Source organism: Pseudomonas sp. F8002, assembly GCF_013385495.1.
Taxonomy (GTDB): Bacteria; Pseudomonadota; Gammaproteobacteria; order Pseudomonadales; family Pseudomonadaceae; genus Aquipseudomonas.
Genome location: NZ_JACAPW010000019.1, coordinates 14,955 through 31,297, shown reverse-complemented (window position 1 = coordinate 31,297; position 16,343 = coordinate 14,955). Strand labels below are relative to the sequence as shown.

Genomic DNA, 16,343 nt, shown 5'->3' with positions numbered 1-16,343 from the left:
CGATCCTTATTGGCCGGATGCCTGGGCGATGGGCGCGGGGCTGTCGTCGACCTGGACTTTCTCGCCAGGGCGGGCGTGTTGCAGGCCTTCGACGACGATACGGTCACCGGCCTTCAGGCCGCGGGTCACCACCCAGCGGTCATTGACCACCGAACCCAGTTCTACCGGCTGCTGGCTCACGGTTTGCTCGGCGTCCAGCAGCAACACCATCGGGATCCCGGCGCTGTCGCGGGTGATCGCCCGTTGCGGCACGCTGATGCCTTGCTGGTCGACGGCTTGCTCCAGGCGCACGCGGATAAAGCTGCCGGGCAGCAGGTCGAGGTCCGGGTTGGGGAACTCGCTGCGCAAGATGATCTGCCCGGTGCCCGGGTCGACGCTGATCTCGGCGAACAGCAACTTGCCCGGCAGCGGATACAGGCTACCGTCATCCTGGATCAGCGTGGCCTTGGCCTGGTCCTGGCCGACTTGCTTCAAGTGCCCGGCGCGAAAGGCCCGGCGCAGGTCGTTCAGCTCGCGGGTGGATTGGGTCAGGTCGGCGTGGATCGGGTCCAGTTGCTGGATCAGCGCCATCGGTGTGGCTTCGTTCTGGCCCACCAGGGCGCCTTCGGTCACCAGCGCACGGCCAATGCGACCGGAAATCGGCGCAGTCACGGTGGCATAACCCAGGTTCAATTTGGCGCGCTGCACGGCGGCCTGGTTGGCGGCCACATCGGCGGCGGTTTGCCGGGCGGCGGCGCGGGCGTTGTCGTATTCCTGGCCGCTGATGGCGTTGCCTTCCACCAGTTGGCTGTAGCGCTGCTCTTGCAGGCGCGCCTGGAATGCATTGGCCTCGGCCTTGCGCAGGCTGGCCTGGGCGCTGTCGAGGTCGGCCTTGAACGGCGCCGGGTCAATCCGGAACAGCACATCGCCCTGTTTGACGTCATGGCCTTCCTTGAACACCCGTTGCAACACCACGCCGGCCACCCGGGCGCGCACTTCGGCGATGCGTGGCGCGGCAATCCGTCCGCTCAACTCGCTGGTGATGGACAGGGGCTTGGCTTCCAGGGTTTCGATCCGCACCTTGGCCAGCGGCGCCTCGGCGGCGTCGTCCGCCGACTTGCCACACGCGCTCAACGCCAGTGTCAGGGCCAACAGGCAAAACGGCGCAAACAGATTCTTCGACATGCTCATATCCCAATATTGACTGGCGCATCCTACGGGCGCCCCCGCCACAGTGCTGTGAAGCTCTGTAGGTGGTGTGTGAAGAAATGTAAGGTGCGACCCACAGATGCACGCGGGCGTATATCCTTCATAACCGCCGAACCTTACACGATCTTCCTGACACCGAAGATCAAATGTGGGAGCGGGCTTGCTCGCGAAGGCGGTGTGTCAGTCGCCGTGTGCGTTAACTGAAACACCGCTTTCGCGAGCAAGCCCGCTCCCACATTGGATTTGCGTACTACTCAGAAATTGTATTATTTGGAAATACCATGCCCAACATTCTTCTGGTGGAAGACGACGCCGCGCTCTCCGAATTGATCGCCAGTTACCTGGAACGCAATGGCTATCACGTCAGCGTGCTCAGCCGGGGTGACCACGTGCGCGAGCGTGCGCGACTCAACCCGCCGGACCTGGTGATCCTCGACCTGATGCTGCCGGGCCTCGACGGCCTGCAGGTCTGCCGGTTGCTGCGGGCCGACTCGGCCACGCTGCCGATCCTGATGCTCACCGCCCGCGACGACAGCCACGATCAGGTGTTGGGCCTGGAAATGGGCGCCGACGACTACGTCACCAAACCCTGCGAGCCGCGGGTATTGCTGGCGCGGGTGCGAACCTTGCTGCGCCGCAGCAGCCTCACCGAACCCCAGGTGGCCAACGACCAGATCCTGATGGGCAACCTGTGCATCGACCTGTCGGAACGCACCGTGACCTGGCGCGGCCAGCCGGTTGAGCTGTCCAGCGGTGAATACAACCTGCTGGTGGTGCTGGCCCGGCACGCCGGCGAAGTGCTCAGCCGCGACCAGATCCTGCAACGCCTGCGCGGCATCGAGTTCAACGGCACCGACCGTTCGGTGGACGTGGCGATTTCCAAGCTGCGGCGCAAGTTCGACGACCACGCGGGCGAGGCGCGCAAGATCAAGACCGTGTGGGGCAAGGGCTACCTGTTCAGCCGTTCCGAGTGGGAATGCTGAGCCATGTTTCGCGTCCTGATTCGGCTGTACCTGATCACCATCGTCACCTTCGCCGCCGCGATTTACCTGGTGCCCCGGGCGGTGATCCAGCTGTTTGAACACCGTTACATGAACTACAACATCGAGCAGTCCCGAGGCATGCAGAGCCTGATCGTCAAGGAGTATCGACGGGTGCCGATGGAGCAGTGGGCCAATGTCACCGTGCGACTGTCGGCGGATTTCGCGCCGCTGAAGGTGCAACTGCTGCGTATCCAGGACGCCAGCTACACCCCTGAAGAACAGCGCCTGCTGGAAAAAGACCAGATGGTGATTCGCCTGGGCGAGTGGGGCTGGGCGGACGACGTCAGCTCGGCCCTGGACGACCAGTTGGTGGTCAAGGTCTCGGTACCGCCGGACCCGCTGGACATGAACCTGCTGTACTGGAGCATGAACGTGCTGATCGGCGCGGCGCTGCTGGCATGCCTGCTGTTCTGGCTGCGGCCCCACTGGCGCGACCTGGAGCGCCTGAAAAGCACCGCCGCGCAACTCGGCCAGGGCAACCTTGCGGCCCGCACAAAAATCCCGCCCAGCTCCAACATCGGCAGCCTGGCGGCGGTGTTCGACACCATGGCCAACGACATCGAACAGCTGCTCAACCAGCAACGCGACTTGCTCAATGCCGTCTCCCATGAACTGCGTACGCCGCTGACGCGCCTGGACTTCGGCCTGGCCCTGGCGCTGTCCGACGACCTCCCGGCGGCCAGCCGTGAGCGGCTGCAAGGGTTGGTGGCGCACATTCGTGAGCTGGATGAGCTGGTGCTGGAGCTGCTCTCCTACAGCCGTTTGCAAAACCCGGCGCAAACACCCGAGCGGGTGGAAGTGGTGCTGGATGAGTTCATCGACAGCATCCTGGGCAGCGTCGACGACGAACTGGAAAACCCCGATATCGTGATGGACGTGGTGCTGGACTGCGCCGTGGAACGCTTCACCCTGGACCCGCGCCTGACCGCCCGGGCCCTGCAAAACCTGCTGCGCAACGCCATGCGGTATTGCGAGCGGCGAATTCAGGTGGGGGTGAAGGTGTGTCCCAGGGGGTGCGAGATTTGCGTGGATGATGACGGCATTGGCATTCCGGTTGACCAGCGGGAGCGGATTTTCGAGCCGTTCTACCGGCTGGATCGCAGCCGGGATCGAGCCACTGGCGGTTTTGGCCTGGGATTGGCCATCAGCCGGCGGGCGCTGGAGGCGCAGGGCGGAACATTGACGGCCCAGGCTTCGCCATTGGGGGGCGCACGCTTGCGCCTCTGGCTGCCCACATCATGATGCCATCGCGCTAAACACGTGGCGAGGGAGCTTGCTCCCGCTGGGCCGCGAAGCGGCCCCAAACCCAGCCATCGAATTCTGCCTGAAGAAATGCGTTGCCCTGGTTGGGGCTGCTGCGCAACCCAGCGGGAGCAAGCTCCCTCGCCACACAGGCCCAGCTCAGTCCCGAATTTGGCGTTTGCACAGCCTTACCACCTCACGCGGTGCCTTGTTATAGTTCGGCCCCTATTCCAGCCGCCAGTCAAGGATCACTGCCATGTCCGAATACCAAGCCTTTGTCGTCGAACTCAGCGGCAACGTCGCCCATGTGCAGCTCAATCGCCCGGAAAAGATCAACGCGATGAACGCGGCGTTCTGGACCGAGATCATCGACATCTTCCAATGGGTCGAAGACACCGACGCGGTGCGTGCCGTAGTCATCAGCGGCGCCGGCAAGCATTTCTCCTCCGGCATCGACCTGATGCTGCTGGCCTCGGTCGCCAACGAATTCGGCAAGGACGTGGGCCGCAACGCGCGCCTGCTGCGGCGCAAGATCCTCGAACTGCAAGCGTCCTTCAACGCCGTCGACAACTGCCGCAAGCCGGTACTCGCGGCGATCCACGGCTACTGCATCGGCGGCGCGATCGACCTGATCAGCGCCTGTGACATGCGCTACGCCGCCGAAGATGCGCAATTCTCCATCAAGGAAATCGACATCGGCATGGCCGCCGACGTCGGCACCCTGCAACGCCTGCCGCGCATCATCGGCGACGGCATGCTCCGTGAACTGGCCTACACCGGCCGCCAGTTCGGCGCCGAAGAGGCGCGCAGCATCGGCCTGGTAAATCGGGTGTACAGCGATCACCAGAGCCTGCTGGCCGGCGTGCTGGACATCGCCCGGGAAATCGCCGCGAAATCGCCGATCGCGGTCACCGGCACCAAGGCGATGATCAGCTACATGCGTGACCACACGATCAATGACGGTTTGGAATACGTTGCCACCTGGAACTCAGCTATGTTGCAATCCAACGACCTGCGCGTGGCCATCGCGGCCCATATGAGCAAGCAGAAACCCGACTTCGTGGATTGACTGAACATGACCCCAGGCTGGATTACCACAACGCTGCTGGACAACGACGCCCCGGGCGGCTGGGCCGTGGCCCGCAGCCGTGAAGGCTTTTTACACGACCAGAACGGCCCGCTGTTTCCCCGGGAGTGGCTCAAGCGCCAGGACCTCTCGGTGTTCGCCGAGCATGGCATCGGCCACCTGGACGGCGAGCCGGTGTACCTGCTGGAACTCAACAGCCCCGCCGACGTGCCGGGCTGCGGCTGGCAGGGCCTGCGGGCATTCATGCTGCAGGGCGATCACACGCTGTACAAAGTCCTGGGCTACGCCGCGCAAATCGGCACCTGGGCCCGGGAGCATCGTTTTTGCGGCAGTTGCGGCCAGGCGATGGTGCAGGTGCCGCGGGAGCGGGCGATGTTCTGCCAGGCCTGTGACCTGCGCAGCTACCCGCGTATCTCGCCGAGCATGATCGTGCTGGTGACCCGTGGCGACGAGATCCTGCTGGCCCGCTCGCCGCGCTTTGTCACGGGGGTCTACAGTACCCTGGCGGGGTTTGCCGAGCCGGGCGAGTCGGCCGAGGACTGCCTGATTCGCGAGGTGCGTGAAGAAGTGCAGGTGGAGGTCAAGAACATCCAGTACATGGGCAGCCAGTGCTGGCCGTTCCCGCACTCGATGATGCTGGGCTTTCACGCCGAGTACGCCGGCGGCGACATTGTGCCCCAGGCTGACGAGATCGAAGACGCGCAGTGGTTCAACATCCATGAACTGCCGCCGTTGCCGGCGTCGCGCTCGATTGCGCGCTACCTGATCGACCTCTACCTGGCCCGTCGCCTAGGTCACGCTGAACCAGTGCTGCCAGGCTAGGCGCACCGTCAGGCCGAGCACCACGGTGATGAACACCGGGCGAATGAACTTGGCGCCGCCGCTGATGGCGCTGCGTGCGCCAAAAAAAGCGCCGCACATCACCGACACGCCCATGCACAGGCCGACAATCCAGTCTACCGAGCCATTGAAAATGAACACCGTCAGCGCCGCCGCGTTGCTGACGAAGTTCATGCTGCGCGCCACGCCGCTGGCCTTCACCAGGTCGATGGGGTGCAACAGCATGGTACTCACGGTCCAGAACGCCCCGGTGCCGGGACCGGCCACGCCGTCGTAGAAACCCAGGCCGAAGCCTTGGGTGGATTGCCATTTCTTCTTGATCGGTGCGTCGTTATCCAGCGCCGCCTTGGGCGTGCCGCCGAACAGCAAATACAAACCGCAGCCGAACACAATCACCGGGAGCATCTTGTTCAGGGTTTCGGCGGGCAGGTAATGGGCGACGACGGCGCCGGTGAGTGCGCCGATCAGCGTGCCGACGATGGCATGCACCCACTGGCGCGGATGAAACAGCTTGCGCCGGTAGAAGGTAAAGCTGGCGGTGGCCGAGCCGAAGGTGGAACTGAGCTTGTTGGTGCCCAGCACCAGGTGGGGCGGCATGCCGGCGGTCAGCAGGGCGGGCGTGGTGAGCAGGCCGCCACCGCCGGCGATGGCGTCGATGAAACCGGCGATAAAGGCAACCACGGCGAGGATCGCCAGGGTGGTGAGGTCAACGCTGAGTTCGAAGGGCATGGGCAAGACTTAGTCGGCAGGGCGCAGCAAGGGCTGCGCGAAAGGCCGGTATCTTACCCATAACCCTGGGTCGAGGCGATCCAAATGTGGGAGCGGGCTTGCTCGCGAATGCGCAGTGTCAGTCACCGGATAGAGTGGCTGATCCACCGCATTCGCGAGCAAGCCCGCTCCCACATTTAAACCGTGCCCGCTTGGCTATTTATGCGTTTCGACCCACTCCAGTGCGGTACGCCAGATGCAGATCCCCAGGAAGTACGCCGACATCAGCAACCACAGGCCCAGGGTCAGGCGATTGGTGTACGGGAAGTCGATCACCAGCAGCAGGCTGCACAGCAACCAGATGGTGGTCACGGCAATATTGATCGGCATGAAGCGCTTGACCCGGAACGGGTGCAGGAACTTCATCGGCGTCACGGTCAGCAACGCCAGGCCGATCACGGTGAGCAAGGTGACCCAGGCTTCCGGCTGGATGATATAGACGCACAGCGCCACCACGTTCCATGCGGCGGGGAAGCCGACGAAGTAGTTGTCCTTGCTCTTCATGTTGACGTTGCAGAAGCAGAACAGCGACGACACCAGAATCACCGACACCGTAAACAACGGGGTGAAATCCGGCAGGGCGATATAGCGATAGATAAACAACGCCGGAATAAACACGTACGTCAGGTAATCAATCACCAGGTCCAATACCGAGCCATCGAAGCTTGGCAGCACTGTTTGCACATTTACCCGTCGCGCGAGAGAGCCGTCGACCCCATCGACGATCAAGGCCAGGCCCAGCCACAGCAGGCAAGCCTTGGGCTGGTTGTCGAGCAGTGCCAGGGTGGCCAGGAAGGCCAGCACCACGCCGGTGGCGGTAAAACCATGGGCGCCCCAGGCCTTGAGACGGGCTACATGCAGGGTCGATATCACAGGGGCGTTCTCCAAAAGGTGAAACAGGGCAGCCGACGGGGTAGCACCGTCGAATCTGGCCAGAGTGTGCAGGTATCGACCGGGAAGGGGGGGATAAGGTTCACCACCCGGCGTAGGTTAAGCGTAGCAAGCGCAGGACGTTTCGGCATCAGCCTTGACGAAACACCAGCGCCTTTAACCCGCTTTGCGGGTCGATATCGGGGAATTCCGGCGGGTTTTCCAGCCGCTGGTCAAAGCGCAGGCCAGGCGCTTCGCGGGTTACGCCGTCGATCAGGAAGTCTTCGCCGAACGCCGGGTCGTTCATGCACGCCAGCACCGTACCCTGGGCCGTGAGCAAATCCGGCAGGCGACGCAGCACCCGCTGGTAGTCCTTGGTCAAAAGGAAACTGCCTTTCTGGAACGAGGGCGGGTCGATGATCACCAGGTCGTACGGGCCGCTGTTGGTGACCTTGGCCCACGACTTGAACAGGTCGTGGCCGAGGAACGTCACCTTGCTCAGGTCGTGGCCGTTCAGGCGGTGATTGTCACGACCACGGCTCAGGGCGCCTCGGGCCATGTCCAGGTTCACCACATGCTCGGCGCCGCCTTCGATGGCCGCCACGGAGAAACCACAGGTGTAGGCGAACAGGTTCAGCACCCGCAGGCCATGAGCCTGTTCGCGTACCCAGTTGCGGCCGTAACGCATGTCGAGGAACAGCCCACTGTTCTGCTTTTTGCCCAGGTCGATCAGGTAGCGCAGGCCGCCTTCGGTGATGGTCAGTTCGTCGACCACCTCGCCCAGCAGCCATTCGGTGGTGCTTTGCGGCAGGTAGCGGTGTTGCAGCGCCACGGTATGGGCGCCGAATGACCGCCAGTCGATCTGCATCAGCACCTGCTTCAAGGCCTCAAGCTCCGTGGCTTCTGGCTCCTTGAACAGCGAGACCAGCACCACGCCTTGCAGCCAGTCCACCGTCAGTTGCTCCAGGCCCGGCCAGCAGCGGCCACGCCCGTGAAACAGGCGCCGGGTCTCGGCGGGGACGGTTTGCAGGGCGTTCAGCAAATGGGTGTGCAGGGTGGCGAGTGCGTCTGGGTTCATCGGGCAACGTCGGTCATTGAGCGGGCGGCATTTTAAACACAATTGCGGGGTGTTCGGGAGTTGAAGCACAACGTGCTCTGAATTTGCTGATTGGCAGTGATTTATGCTCAAAAGGCCCCGAGAGGCGGCGCACAACAGTCAAAAAATCCCTTGGTACCGACATAAACTGGAAAAAAAGCCCGGAGGTGCCCATGAACGGTTTCGCGAGTGCAGTGAGTCAGACAGCGATGGACCAGGAAGAACTGGCCGAATGGCGCGATGCCCTGGCCTCCCTGGTGGCCAATGCCGGTGCGGCGCGCGCACGGGAAATCCTCGACATGCTGGCGGATGCCGGCGGCGCACCGCACATCGCCTGGAAACCCCGGCACGGCACGCCCTACATCAATAGCATCGCCGTGGAGCAGCAACCGCCGTTTCCCGGCGACCTGGCCACCGAAGAACGCCTGGCCTCAGTGGTGCGCTGGAACGCCCTGGCCATGGTAGTGCGCGCCAACCAGGCCTATGGCGAACTGGGCGGGCATATCGCCAGCTACGCCAGCGCGGCGGATTTGTTCGAGGTGGGCTTCAACCACTTTTTCCGGGCCCGAAACGACAGTTTTGGCGGCGACCTGGTGTTCTACCAGCCGCATTCCGCTCCTGGCATCTATGCTCGCGCCTTCCTTGAAGGGCGCCTGACCGAGGCCGACCTGGCCCACTATCGCCAGGAAATCGGTGCCGGCAAGGCGGGCGCCCGAGGCCTGTCCAGCTATCCCCATCCGTGGTTGATGCCGGACTTCTGGCAATTTCCCACCGGGTCCATGGGCATTGGCCCCATCAGCTCGATTTTCCAGGCGCGGTTTATGCGCTACCTGCAGCATCGGGGCTTGCAGGACACCACCGACCGCCACGTATGGGGCGTATTCGGCGACGGCGAGATGGACGAACCGGAAAGCATGTCGGCGCTGACCCTGGCCGCCCGTGAAGGCCTGGACAACCTGACCTGGGTGGTCAACTGCAACCTGCAGCGGCTCGACGGCCCGGTGCGTGGCAACGGGCGAATTATCGACGAGCTGGAGGCGTTATTCGCCGGTGCCGGCTGGAACGTGATCAAGCTGGTCTGGGGCTCGGACTGGGACGCCTTGCTGGCCAAGGACGCCGACGGCTCGCTGGTACGCACCCTGTCGCAGACGGTGGACGGACAATTCCAGACCTTCGCCGCCAAGGACGGCGCCTACAACCGCGAACATTTTTTCGGCCAAAGCGAGGCGCTGTCCAAACTGGTTGAAGGCATGAGCGACGAGCAGATCGACCGCCTCAAGCGCGGCGGCCATGACATGGTCAAGATCCACGCGGCCTATCACGCGGCGCGCCGGGTCGCCGGCAAACCCACGGTAATCCTGGCCCAGACCAAAAAGGGCTTTGGCATGGGCGAGGCCGGGCAGGGCAAGATGACCACCCACCAGCAGAAGAAGCTCGACCGCGAGGCCTTGATCGCCTTCCGCAATCGCTTCCAGTTGCCGCTGTCGGATGAACAGGCCGAATCCCTGAGCTTCTACAAGCCCGCTGAAGACAGCCTCGAAATGCGCTACTTGCACCAACGCCGCGCCACCCTCGGTGGGTATGTGCCGAGCCGTGGCCAGCAGGCACCCACCGTAAGTGTCCCGCCGGTGTCGGGCTACGGCGCGTTTGCCACCCAGGCGGAGGGCAAGGAAATGTCCACCACCATGGCCTTTGTGCGCATGCTCACCAATCTGCTCAAGGACAAGGCCCTCGGCCCGCGCATCGTGCCCATCGTCGCCGATGAGGCGCGCACCTTCGGCATGGCCAACCTGTTCAAGCAGATCGGCATCTATTCCAGCGTCGGCCAGCGCTACGAGCCCGAAGACATCGGCTCGATCCTCAGCTACCGCGAAGCCACCGACGGGCAGATCCTTGAAGAAGGCATCAGCGAAGCCAGCGCCATCAGTTCCTGGGTCGCGGCCGCCACCAGTTATTCGGTGCATGGCCTGCGGATGCTGCCGTTTTACATCTACTACTCGATGTTCGGTTTCCAGCGCGTGGGGGACCTGATCTGGGCTGCGGCCGACCAACGTGCCCGAGGTTTCCTGCTGGGCGCCACTGCCGGGCGCACCACCCTGGGTGGCGAAGGCTTGCAGCACCAGGACGGCAGCAGCCACCTGATGGCCGCCACCGTGCCCAATTGCCGTGCCTACGACCCGGCGTTTGCCGGCGAGTTTGCGGTGATCCTCGACCATGGCATGCGCCAGATGCTGGAGCACGATGTGGACGAGTTCTACTACGTGACCCTGATGAACGAAAACTACCCGCAGCCGAGCCTGCCGGAAGGCGTCGAAGCGGCGATCATCAAAGGCATGTACCGGCTGAGCGGGCAGCCTGGCGGCAAGGTCCGGTTGCTCGGCTCCGGCACGCTGGTGCGCGAAGCCCAGGCAGCGGCCCGATTGTTGGCGGAGGATTGGCAGGTTGACGCTGAAGTGTTCAGTGTCACCAGCTTCAGCGAACTGGCCCGGGACGCCCGTGACGTGGAACGCTGGAACCGCCTGCATCCGCAACAGCCGGCGCGGCGCAGCCACCTGGCGGAGTGTTTGCCCAAGGGCGCGCCGGTGGTGGCGGTATCTGACTATGTAAGGGCGGTGCCGCAGATGATTGGGTCATACGTGGATTCGGCTTACACCGTGCTGGGGACGGATGGCTTTGGTCGCAGCGATACCCGGGCGGCGTTGCGGGATTTCTTCGAGGTGGACCGGTATCACATTGTGCTGGCGGCGCTGACGGCGTTAGTAGAGCAGGGGAGTCTGGACCGGCAGGTTTGCCAGCAGGCGATAAAGCGTTATGGGGTGCAGACCGATCGCGAGCCGTCCTGGACCTCCTGAGCGAAGACGCTCAAATGTGGGAGCTGGCTTGCCTGCGATAGCGGCGGGTCAGCTTGCATCTTTTGTGACTGATACACCGCCATCGCAGGCAAGCCAGCTCCCACATTTTTTTGTGGTGTGGCTTAGAGCGTGGCTATCAACGGCGCCCCAAACGATTCCCGCAGAAACCCCGGCGCGATATACCGCTCGTAATGCGCCTCGGACAACAGGAAAAACTCCCGGTCAATCGCATCCCGCAAATCTGCCAGATGGCGCTCGCGAAACTCCGGCAACAGCGCCAACCCATACGCATCCAGCTTCGAAATCACCCGCGCGCCCCGGGCAATCAACTGATACGCCCAGCAATACGGCGACTGGTGGGGCACAAAGCGGATCTTGCGGTCTTCCAGTTGCTGGCGCAGGCGCTGCGGGTCCAGCACCTGCAGCTTGCTGGTCATCACCTGCACCAGCAGTTGTTCCAGGCGCAGCCACACCGCCTGTTTCTCCTCGGCGTTGTAGCCGTTCCACTGAATCACCTCATGGTGATAACGCTTGCAACCCCGGCACACCAGGTCTCCGTAGACGGTGGAGCACAGGCCGACGCAGGGGGTCTTGATGGTTTGATTGGGCATAAAAAAACATCGACAGGTGAAACAACACGGCCCCCGAAGGGGCCGCTTTAAATCAATCCCAGCTCAGCGCGCCGCCAGTCTGGTACTCGATCACACGGGTCTCGAAGAAGTTCTTCTCTTTCTTCAAGTCCATGATCTCGCTCATCCACGGGAATGGGTTAGTCGTCCCTGGATACTCTTCCTTCAACCCAATCTGCGACAGACGACGGTTAGCGATGAACTTGAGGTAATCCTCCATCATCGCCGCATTCATGCCCAACACACCGCGTGGCATGGTGTCGCGAGCGTATTCAATCTCCAGCTGAGTCCCTTGCAGGATCATCTGGGTCGCTTCTTCCTTCATCTCGGCATCCCACAGGTGCGGGTTTTCGATTTTGATCTGGTTGATCACATCGATGCCGAAGTTCAGGTGCATCGACTCATCCCGGAGGATGTACTGGAACTGCTCGGCCACGCCGGTCATTTTGTTGCGACGGCCCATGGACAAAATCTGGGTAAAGCCGCAGTAGAAGAAGATGCCTTCCAGTACGCAGTAGTAGGCCACCAGGTTGCGCAGCAGCTCTTTGTCAGTCTCAACGGTACCGGTTTCGAACTTCGGATCGGAGATCGAACGGGTGTACTTCAAGCCCCAAGCCGCTTTCTTCGCGACCGATGGAATCTCGTGGTACATGTTGAAGATCTCGCCTTCATCCATGGCCAGCGATTCGATGCAGTACTGGTAGGCGTGGGTGTGGATCGCTTCTTCGAAGGCCTGGCGCAGGATGTACTGGCGGCACTCCGGGTTGGTGATCAGGCGGTAGACGGCCAGTACCAGGTTGTTCGCGACCAACGAATCCGCAGTGGAGAAGAAGCCGAGGTTGCGCATCACGATGCGACGCTCGTCGTCGGTCAGGCCTTCGGGGTTTTTCCACAAGGCGATGTCGGCGGTCATGTTGACCTCTTGCGGCATCCAGTGGTTGGCGCAGCCGTCGAGGTACTTCTGCCAGGCCCAGTCGTACTTGAAGGGTACGAGTTGGTTGAGGTCGGCGCGGCAGTTGATCATGCGCTTTTCGTCAACGGCGACGCGGGCGGCGGAGCCTTCCAGTTCGGCGAGGCCTTCGGCGACGTCGAGTTTGTCGAGGGCGGCCTTGGCGCGGATGATCGCGGCGGAGTCGCTGGCGGTCACGTTGCGGGCTTCAAGGGCGGCGGCAGCGCCGGCACCGTCGAGGCGGTCCATGTTGGCTTCGGTGGCGTGGCCGGCGTTGGCGCCCCGGATGACTACGTCACCGGTGTCTGGTTGATCTGCTTCATCCCAACTCAGCATTGAATTGCTCCTTCGTGGTCCGTCTGACGGCGTGGGCTTCGATTCACCCAGCGTGTTCAAAAATGTGCGTTTTGCAGGCTTCAAGGCATTGAAATACTGCGCATAGTGTGGTCGGTGTTCAGCGTTCTTGCACACTATGTAGTGGTTGTCTGTGTTTGTGGGCACACTATATGGGGTGTAACAACGATGGTCAACGCACAAGACCAGGCCGATGGTCGCAGGGCCATGACTAAAACTCACAGCCCCATGACTTTTAATGGTTACGGCCGCTCCCCGGGCCAGTGCTAAAAATTCGCCAACCAGCTCCCCATAACAAAAAAGAGCGTTTGCGAAATGAAAGCACTTGATCTGTACATCGGCGAAGGCTTCGAAGGCCCAGGCGTCAATGCTGCCCACATCAACATCCTCATCGGCCCGCGCAACGGTCCGGCCGGCCAGGCGTTTGCCAACAGTTTGGCGTCGCCAAGCCAGGGCCATTGCCCGTTCATGGTGATTGCCCAGCCGAACATCCCGGTCAAACCCATGACCCTCTACGTCAACAAGGCCGCCATCGGCAGCGACCTGCACGGCAATGCCACCTGGGGCGCGTCCCAGGCCGGGATCGCCAAGGCAGTGCTCGAAGCCCTGCTCGACGGCACCCTGCCGCCGGAAGCCGAGGACGAGTGGGCGATTGTCACCGCCAACTGGGTCAACCCGGCCTGCGATGACCTGGATGCGGTCTACCTGAACAACTACAACGCCTGCCGCACCGCGATCCGCGCCGCCCTCACAGGCTTGCCGCACACCGCGCAACTGGCGGATGTGGTCAACCACATCAGCAACCCTTTCTACACGCCAAAAGCCTGAGGACATTCCCATGCAATACATCCGTTTGGGCAACTCCGGCCTGCAAGTCTCGCGCCTGTGCCTGGGTACCATGAACATGGGCACCCCGGACTGGAAGCCGTGGATTTTCGACGAGAAACAAAGCGAACCCATCGTTGCCCATGCCCTGGCCAACGGTGTCAACTTCATCGACCTGGCGGACTTCTACTCCGCAGGTGTCGGCGAAGAAGTGGTCGGGCGCATCCTCAAGCGCGTTGCGCGCCGTGAAGACATCGTGGTCACCACCAAGGTCGGCTACGGCACCCGCAGCGGCATCAATGCCAGCGGCCATTCGCGCAAGCACATCATGGACAGCATCGACGCCTCCCTGAGCCGCCTTGGCATGGATTACGTCGACGTGTTCATGCTGCATTACTTCGACGTGAACACCCCGGTGGAAGAAACCATGGGCGCCCTCAACGACATCGTGCGTTCCGGCAAGGCGCGCTACATCGGCGTGTCGACCATGCTCACCGGGCAACTGGCAAAAATCCTCATGGCCTGCGAGCGCAATGGCTGGGTCAAGCCGATCAACATGCAGCTGCAACTGAACTGCGCCTACCGCGAGGAAGAGCGCGAGATGATCCCGTTCTGCCGCGACCAGGGCCTGGGCGTGTCGGTGTTCAGCCCGCTGGCCCGTGGCTTGCTCACCGGTGAAGTGCAGTCGACCCGCAACCAGACCGACTTCTTCACCCAGCAGATGTACAGCGACCAGGCGTCGTTCGACATCGCCCACTCGGTGCAACGTGTGGCCCGTGCCCGTGGCGTGTCCAACGCACAGATTGCCCAGGCCTGGGTGGCCAATCATCCGGGTGTGGACGTGATGCTGGTGGGCGCCGACACCACCGCTCAATTTGATAGTGCGCTTGCAGCCCTCGACACCCAACTGGATGCGGAAGAACTGCACGAGCTGGAGCGCAACTACACGCCGTGCGATGTGATCAACGACTACACCGCCGGCAAACGCATCTTGCGCAGCGCCCGTCCGGGCCTGGACCGCTTTAACCTGATAGAGGCCGTGGCATGAACCCGCTGATTCGCACAGGCAATTTCATTGATGGCCAATGGTCCAGCGGTGGGCCGGTCTACCCGGTGCGCAACCCGGCCAATGGTGCGCAGATCGCCGAAGTACAACGCGCCGGTGCTGAAGAAACCAACCTGGCCATTGCCGCCGCCAACCGCGCGTTGCCGGCCTGGCGCAAGCTCACCGCCAAGGAGCGCAGCCAGCGCCTCAAGCGCTGGAGCGAGTTGATGCTGAGCAACCAGAAGGACCTGGCCCACCTGCTCAGCCTGGAACAGGGCAAGCCGCTGGCCGAAGCCATGGGCGAAGTGGTCTACGCCGCGAGCTTCCTCGAATGGTTTGCCGAAGAAGCCAAGCGTGCCTATGGCGACGTGATCCCGAGCCACAAGGCCGACGCCCGCATCATCGTGACCAAGGAAGCCATCGGCGTGGTCGCAGCGATCACCCCATGGAATTTCCCCCTGGCCATGGTCACCCGCAAGGTTGGCCCGGCGCTGGCGGCGGGGTGCACGATGATTCTCAAACCGTCGGAAGAAACCCCGCTGTCGGCCTTTGCCCTGGCGGTGTTGGCAGAACAGGCCGGGATTCCGGCGGGCGTGTTCAACATCGTGTCCGGCGATGCCGTGGCCATCGGTGGCGCACTTCAAGCCTCCAGCATTGTGCGCAAGCTGTCCTTCACCGGCTCCACCCGCACCGGTAAGCTGCTGATGCGCCAGGCCGCCGACACCCTGAAAAAGGTCTCCCTGGAACTGGGCGGCAACGCGCCCTTTATCGTGTTCGACGATGCCGACCTGGACGCCGCCGTCAAAGGCGCCATGGCTTCCAAGTTTCGCAATACCGGGCAGACCTGCGTCTGCGTCAACCGCTTCTTCATCCAGGACGGTGTGTACGATGCGTTCACCCGCAAGCTGGCCGAAGCGGTCTCTGCGATGCGCGTCGGCAGCGCCCTCGAGGGCGAAACCGAACAAGGCCCGCTGATCAATGCGGCCGCGTTGGCCAAGGTTGAAGCCCACGTCGGCGACGCCCTGGAGAAAGGCGCCAAGCTGCTGTGCGGCGGCCGTCGCCATGCCTTGGGCGGGACGTTCTTCGAACCGACCATCCTCACCGAAGCCCACGGCGAGATGCTGATTGCCCAGGAAGAAACCTTCGGCCCGGTGGCGGCCTGCTTCCGCTTTACAGATGAAGCCGAAGTGCTGCAACGGGCGAATGACACGCCGTTCGGCTTGTCCGCCTACTTCTACAGCCGCGACATCGGCCGCGTATGGCGCATGGCCGAAGGCCTGGAAGCGGGCATGGTCGGGATCAATGAAGGGATCATCTCCACCGAAGTCGCACCGTTTGGCGGGATCAAGGAGTCGGGCCTGGGCCGTGAAGGTTCCAGGTACGGCCTGGAGGATTACCTGGAGATCAAATACCTGTTGATGGGCGGTCTCTGACCCCATTTACCCAAACAACACCGATCCAATGTGGGAGCGGGCTTGCTCGCGAAAGCGGTGGGCCTGCCACCACATGTATTGACTGACACACCGCCTTCGCGAGCAAGCCCGCTCCCACAGGG

At 62.6% G+C, this 16,343-nt stretch carries 14 protein-coding genes; 8 read left to right on the top strand and 6 right to left on the bottom strand.

Going from position 1 to position 16,343, the window contains the following annotated elements; translation table 11 throughout:
• Window positions 1–6: 6 nt before the first annotated feature.
• Complete coding sequence (locus HX811_RS16415; protein ID WP_023658897.1) at window positions 7–1,164, bottom strand: efflux RND transporter periplasmic adaptor subunit; 1,158 nt, start codon at window positions 1,162–1,164, stop codon at window positions 7–9.
• A 305-nt stretch (window positions 1,165–1,469) separates the two neighbouring features.
• Between HX811_RS16415 and HX811_RS16410 the strand changes: the two genes are divergently transcribed.
• The 4 genes from HX811_RS16410 to nudC all read left to right on the top strand — a co-directional run bounded on the left by HX811_RS16410 (window position 1,470) and on the right by nudC (window position 5,382).
• The gene (locus HX811_RS16410) at window positions 1,470–2,171 is read left to right on the top strand and encodes a response regulator transcription factor (protein WP_008430287.1); all 702 of its coding nucleotides are present in this window, start codon (window positions 1,470–1,472) and stop codon (window positions 2,169–2,171) included.
• Window positions 2,172–2,174: 3 nt separating this feature from the next.
• Window positions 2,175–3,473, top strand: coding sequence for an ATP-binding protein (locus HX811_RS16405; protein ID WP_177046557.1), 1,299 nt, complete (start codon window positions 2,175–2,177; stop codon window positions 3,471–3,473).
• A 256-nt stretch (window positions 3,474–3,729) separates the two neighbouring features.
• Window positions 3,730–4,542 (top strand): crotonase/enoyl-CoA hydratase family protein, encoded by an 813-nt coding sequence (locus tag HX811_RS16400; protein WP_177046555.1) that lies wholly within the window; start codon window positions 3,730–3,732, stop codon window positions 4,540–4,542.
• Window positions 4,543–4,548: 6 nt separating this feature from the next.
• Window positions 4,549–5,382, top strand: a complete 834-nt coding sequence (gene nudC, locus HX811_RS16395) for an NAD(+) diphosphatase (RefSeq protein ID WP_008430294.1) — start codon at window positions 4,549–4,551, stop codon at window positions 5,380–5,382.
• Here the strand turns inward: nudC and HX811_RS16390 are convergent.
• From HX811_RS16390 to HX811_RS16380, 3 genes are all read right to left on the bottom strand, one after another.
• The gene (locus HX811_RS16390) at window positions 5,350–6,129 is read right to left on the bottom strand and encodes a TSUP family transporter (RefSeq protein ID WP_177046553.1); all 780 of its coding nucleotides are present in this window, start codon (window positions 6,127–6,129) and stop codon (window positions 5,350–5,352) included. The two genes, nudC and HX811_RS16390, sit on opposite strands and share 33 nt — an antisense overlap.
• 195 nt (window positions 6,130–6,324) lie before the next feature.
• Window positions 6,325–7,041, bottom strand: coding sequence for a phosphatidylcholine synthase (pcsA, locus tag HX811_RS16385; protein WP_003208507.1), 717 nt, complete (start codon window positions 7,039–7,041; stop codon window positions 6,325–6,327).
• A 148-nt stretch (window positions 7,042–7,189) separates the two neighbouring features.
• Complete coding sequence (locus HX811_RS16380; protein ID WP_134326771.1) at window positions 7,190–8,116, bottom strand: class I SAM-dependent methyltransferase; 927 nt, start codon at window positions 8,114–8,116, stop codon at window positions 7,190–7,192.
• A gap of 191 nt (window positions 8,117–8,307) precedes the next feature.
• On the opposite strand from HX811_RS16380, the gene mdeB reads away from it, so the two are divergent.
• The gene (gene mdeB / locus HX811_RS16375) at window positions 8,308–10,986 is read left to right on the top strand and encodes an alpha-ketoglutarate dehydrogenase (protein WP_177046551.1); all 2,679 of its coding nucleotides are present in this window, start codon (window positions 8,308–8,310) and stop codon (window positions 10,984–10,986) included.
• Between the two features lie 122 nt (window positions 10,987–11,108).
• On the opposite strand, the gene HX811_RS16370 is transcribed toward mdeB, so the two are convergent.
• Both HX811_RS16370 and HX811_RS16365 read right to left on the bottom strand, forming a co-directional pair.
• The gene (locus tag HX811_RS16370; protein WP_177046550.1) at window positions 11,109–11,597 is read right to left on the bottom strand and encodes a DUF1289 domain-containing protein; all 489 of its coding nucleotides are present in this window, start codon (window positions 11,595–11,597) and stop codon (window positions 11,109–11,111) included.
• A 52-nt stretch (window positions 11,598–11,649) separates the two neighbouring features.
• Complete coding sequence (locus tag HX811_RS16365; protein ID WP_008432895.1) at window positions 11,650–12,900, bottom strand: ribonucleotide-diphosphate reductase subunit beta; 1,251 nt, start codon at window positions 12,898–12,900, stop codon at window positions 11,650–11,652.
• Window positions 12,901–13,233: 333 nt separating this feature from the next.
• Here HX811_RS16365 and fae point away from each other — a divergent pair, with 333 nt between their 5' ends.
• The 3 genes from fae to HX811_RS16350 are packed head-to-tail and all read left to right on the top strand — an operon-like array spanning window position 13,234 to window position 16,221.
• Complete coding sequence (gene fae / locus HX811_RS16360) at window positions 13,234–13,746, top strand: formaldehyde-activating enzyme (RefSeq protein ID WP_003212394.1); 513 nt, start codon at window positions 13,234–13,236, stop codon at window positions 13,744–13,746.
• A gap of 10 nt (window positions 13,747–13,756) precedes the next feature.
• Window positions 13,757–14,791, top strand: coding sequence for an aldo/keto reductase (locus tag HX811_RS16355; protein WP_102606526.1), 1,035 nt, complete (start codon window positions 13,757–13,759; stop codon window positions 14,789–14,791).
• A complete protein-coding gene (locus tag HX811_RS16350; RefSeq protein ID WP_177021277.1) occupies window positions 14,788–16,221 on the top strand; it encodes an NAD-dependent succinate-semialdehyde dehydrogenase in 1,434 nt (477 codons plus the stop codon). Before HX811_RS16355 ends, HX811_RS16350 begins: the two co-directional genes overlap by 4 nt.
• Window positions 16,222–16,343: the final 122 nt, after the last annotated feature.

What these genes read in the sequence shown, in the direction of transcription:
- HX811_RS16415 (WP_023658897.1), bottom strand. Translation starts at nt 1,164, where the DNA reads ATGTCGAAGAATCTGTTTGCGCCGTTTTGCCTGTTGGCCCTGACACTG.
- HX811_RS16410 (WP_008430287.1), top strand. Translation starts at nt 1,470, where the DNA reads ATGCCCAACATTCTTCTGGTGGAAGACGACGCCGCGCTCTCCGAATTG.
- HX811_RS16405 (WP_177046557.1), top strand. Translation starts at nt 2,175, where the DNA reads ATGTTTCGCGTCCTGATTCGGCTGTACCTGATCACCATCGTCACCTTC.
- HX811_RS16400 (WP_177046555.1), top strand. Translation starts at nt 3,730, where the DNA reads ATGTCCGAATACCAAGCCTTTGTCGTCGAACTCAGCGGCAACGTCGCC.
- nudC (WP_008430294.1), top strand. Translation starts at nt 4,549, where the DNA reads ATGACCCCAGGCTGGATTACCACAACGCTGCTGGACAACGACGCCCCG.
- HX811_RS16390 (WP_177046553.1), bottom strand. Translation starts at nt 6,129, where the DNA reads ATGCCCTTCGAACTCAGCGTTGACCTCACCACCCTGGCGATCCTCGCC.
- HX811_RS16380 (WP_134326771.1), bottom strand. Translation starts at nt 8,116, where the DNA reads ATGAACCCAGACGCACTCGCCACCCTGCACACCCATTTGCTGAACGCC.
- mdeB (WP_177046551.1), top strand. Translation starts at nt 8,308, where the DNA reads ATGAACGGTTTCGCGAGTGCAGTGAGTCAGACAGCGATGGACCAGGAA.
- HX811_RS16370 (WP_177046550.1), bottom strand. Translation starts at nt 11,597, where the DNA reads ATGCCCAATCAAACCATCAAGACCCCCTGCGTCGGCCTGTGCTCCACC.
- HX811_RS16365 (WP_008432895.1), bottom strand. Translation starts at nt 12,900, where the DNA reads ATGCTGAGTTGGGATGAAGCAGATCAACCAGACACCGGTGACGTAGTC.
- fae (WP_003212394.1), top strand. Translation starts at nt 13,234, where the DNA reads ATGAAAGCACTTGATCTGTACATCGGCGAAGGCTTCGAAGGCCCAGGC.
- HX811_RS16355 (WP_102606526.1), top strand. Translation starts at nt 13,757, where the DNA reads ATGCAATACATCCGTTTGGGCAACTCCGGCCTGCAAGTCTCGCGCCTG.
- HX811_RS16350 (WP_177021277.1), top strand. Translation starts at nt 14,788, where the DNA reads ATGAACCCGCTGATTCGCACAGGCAATTTCATTGATGGCCAATGGTCC.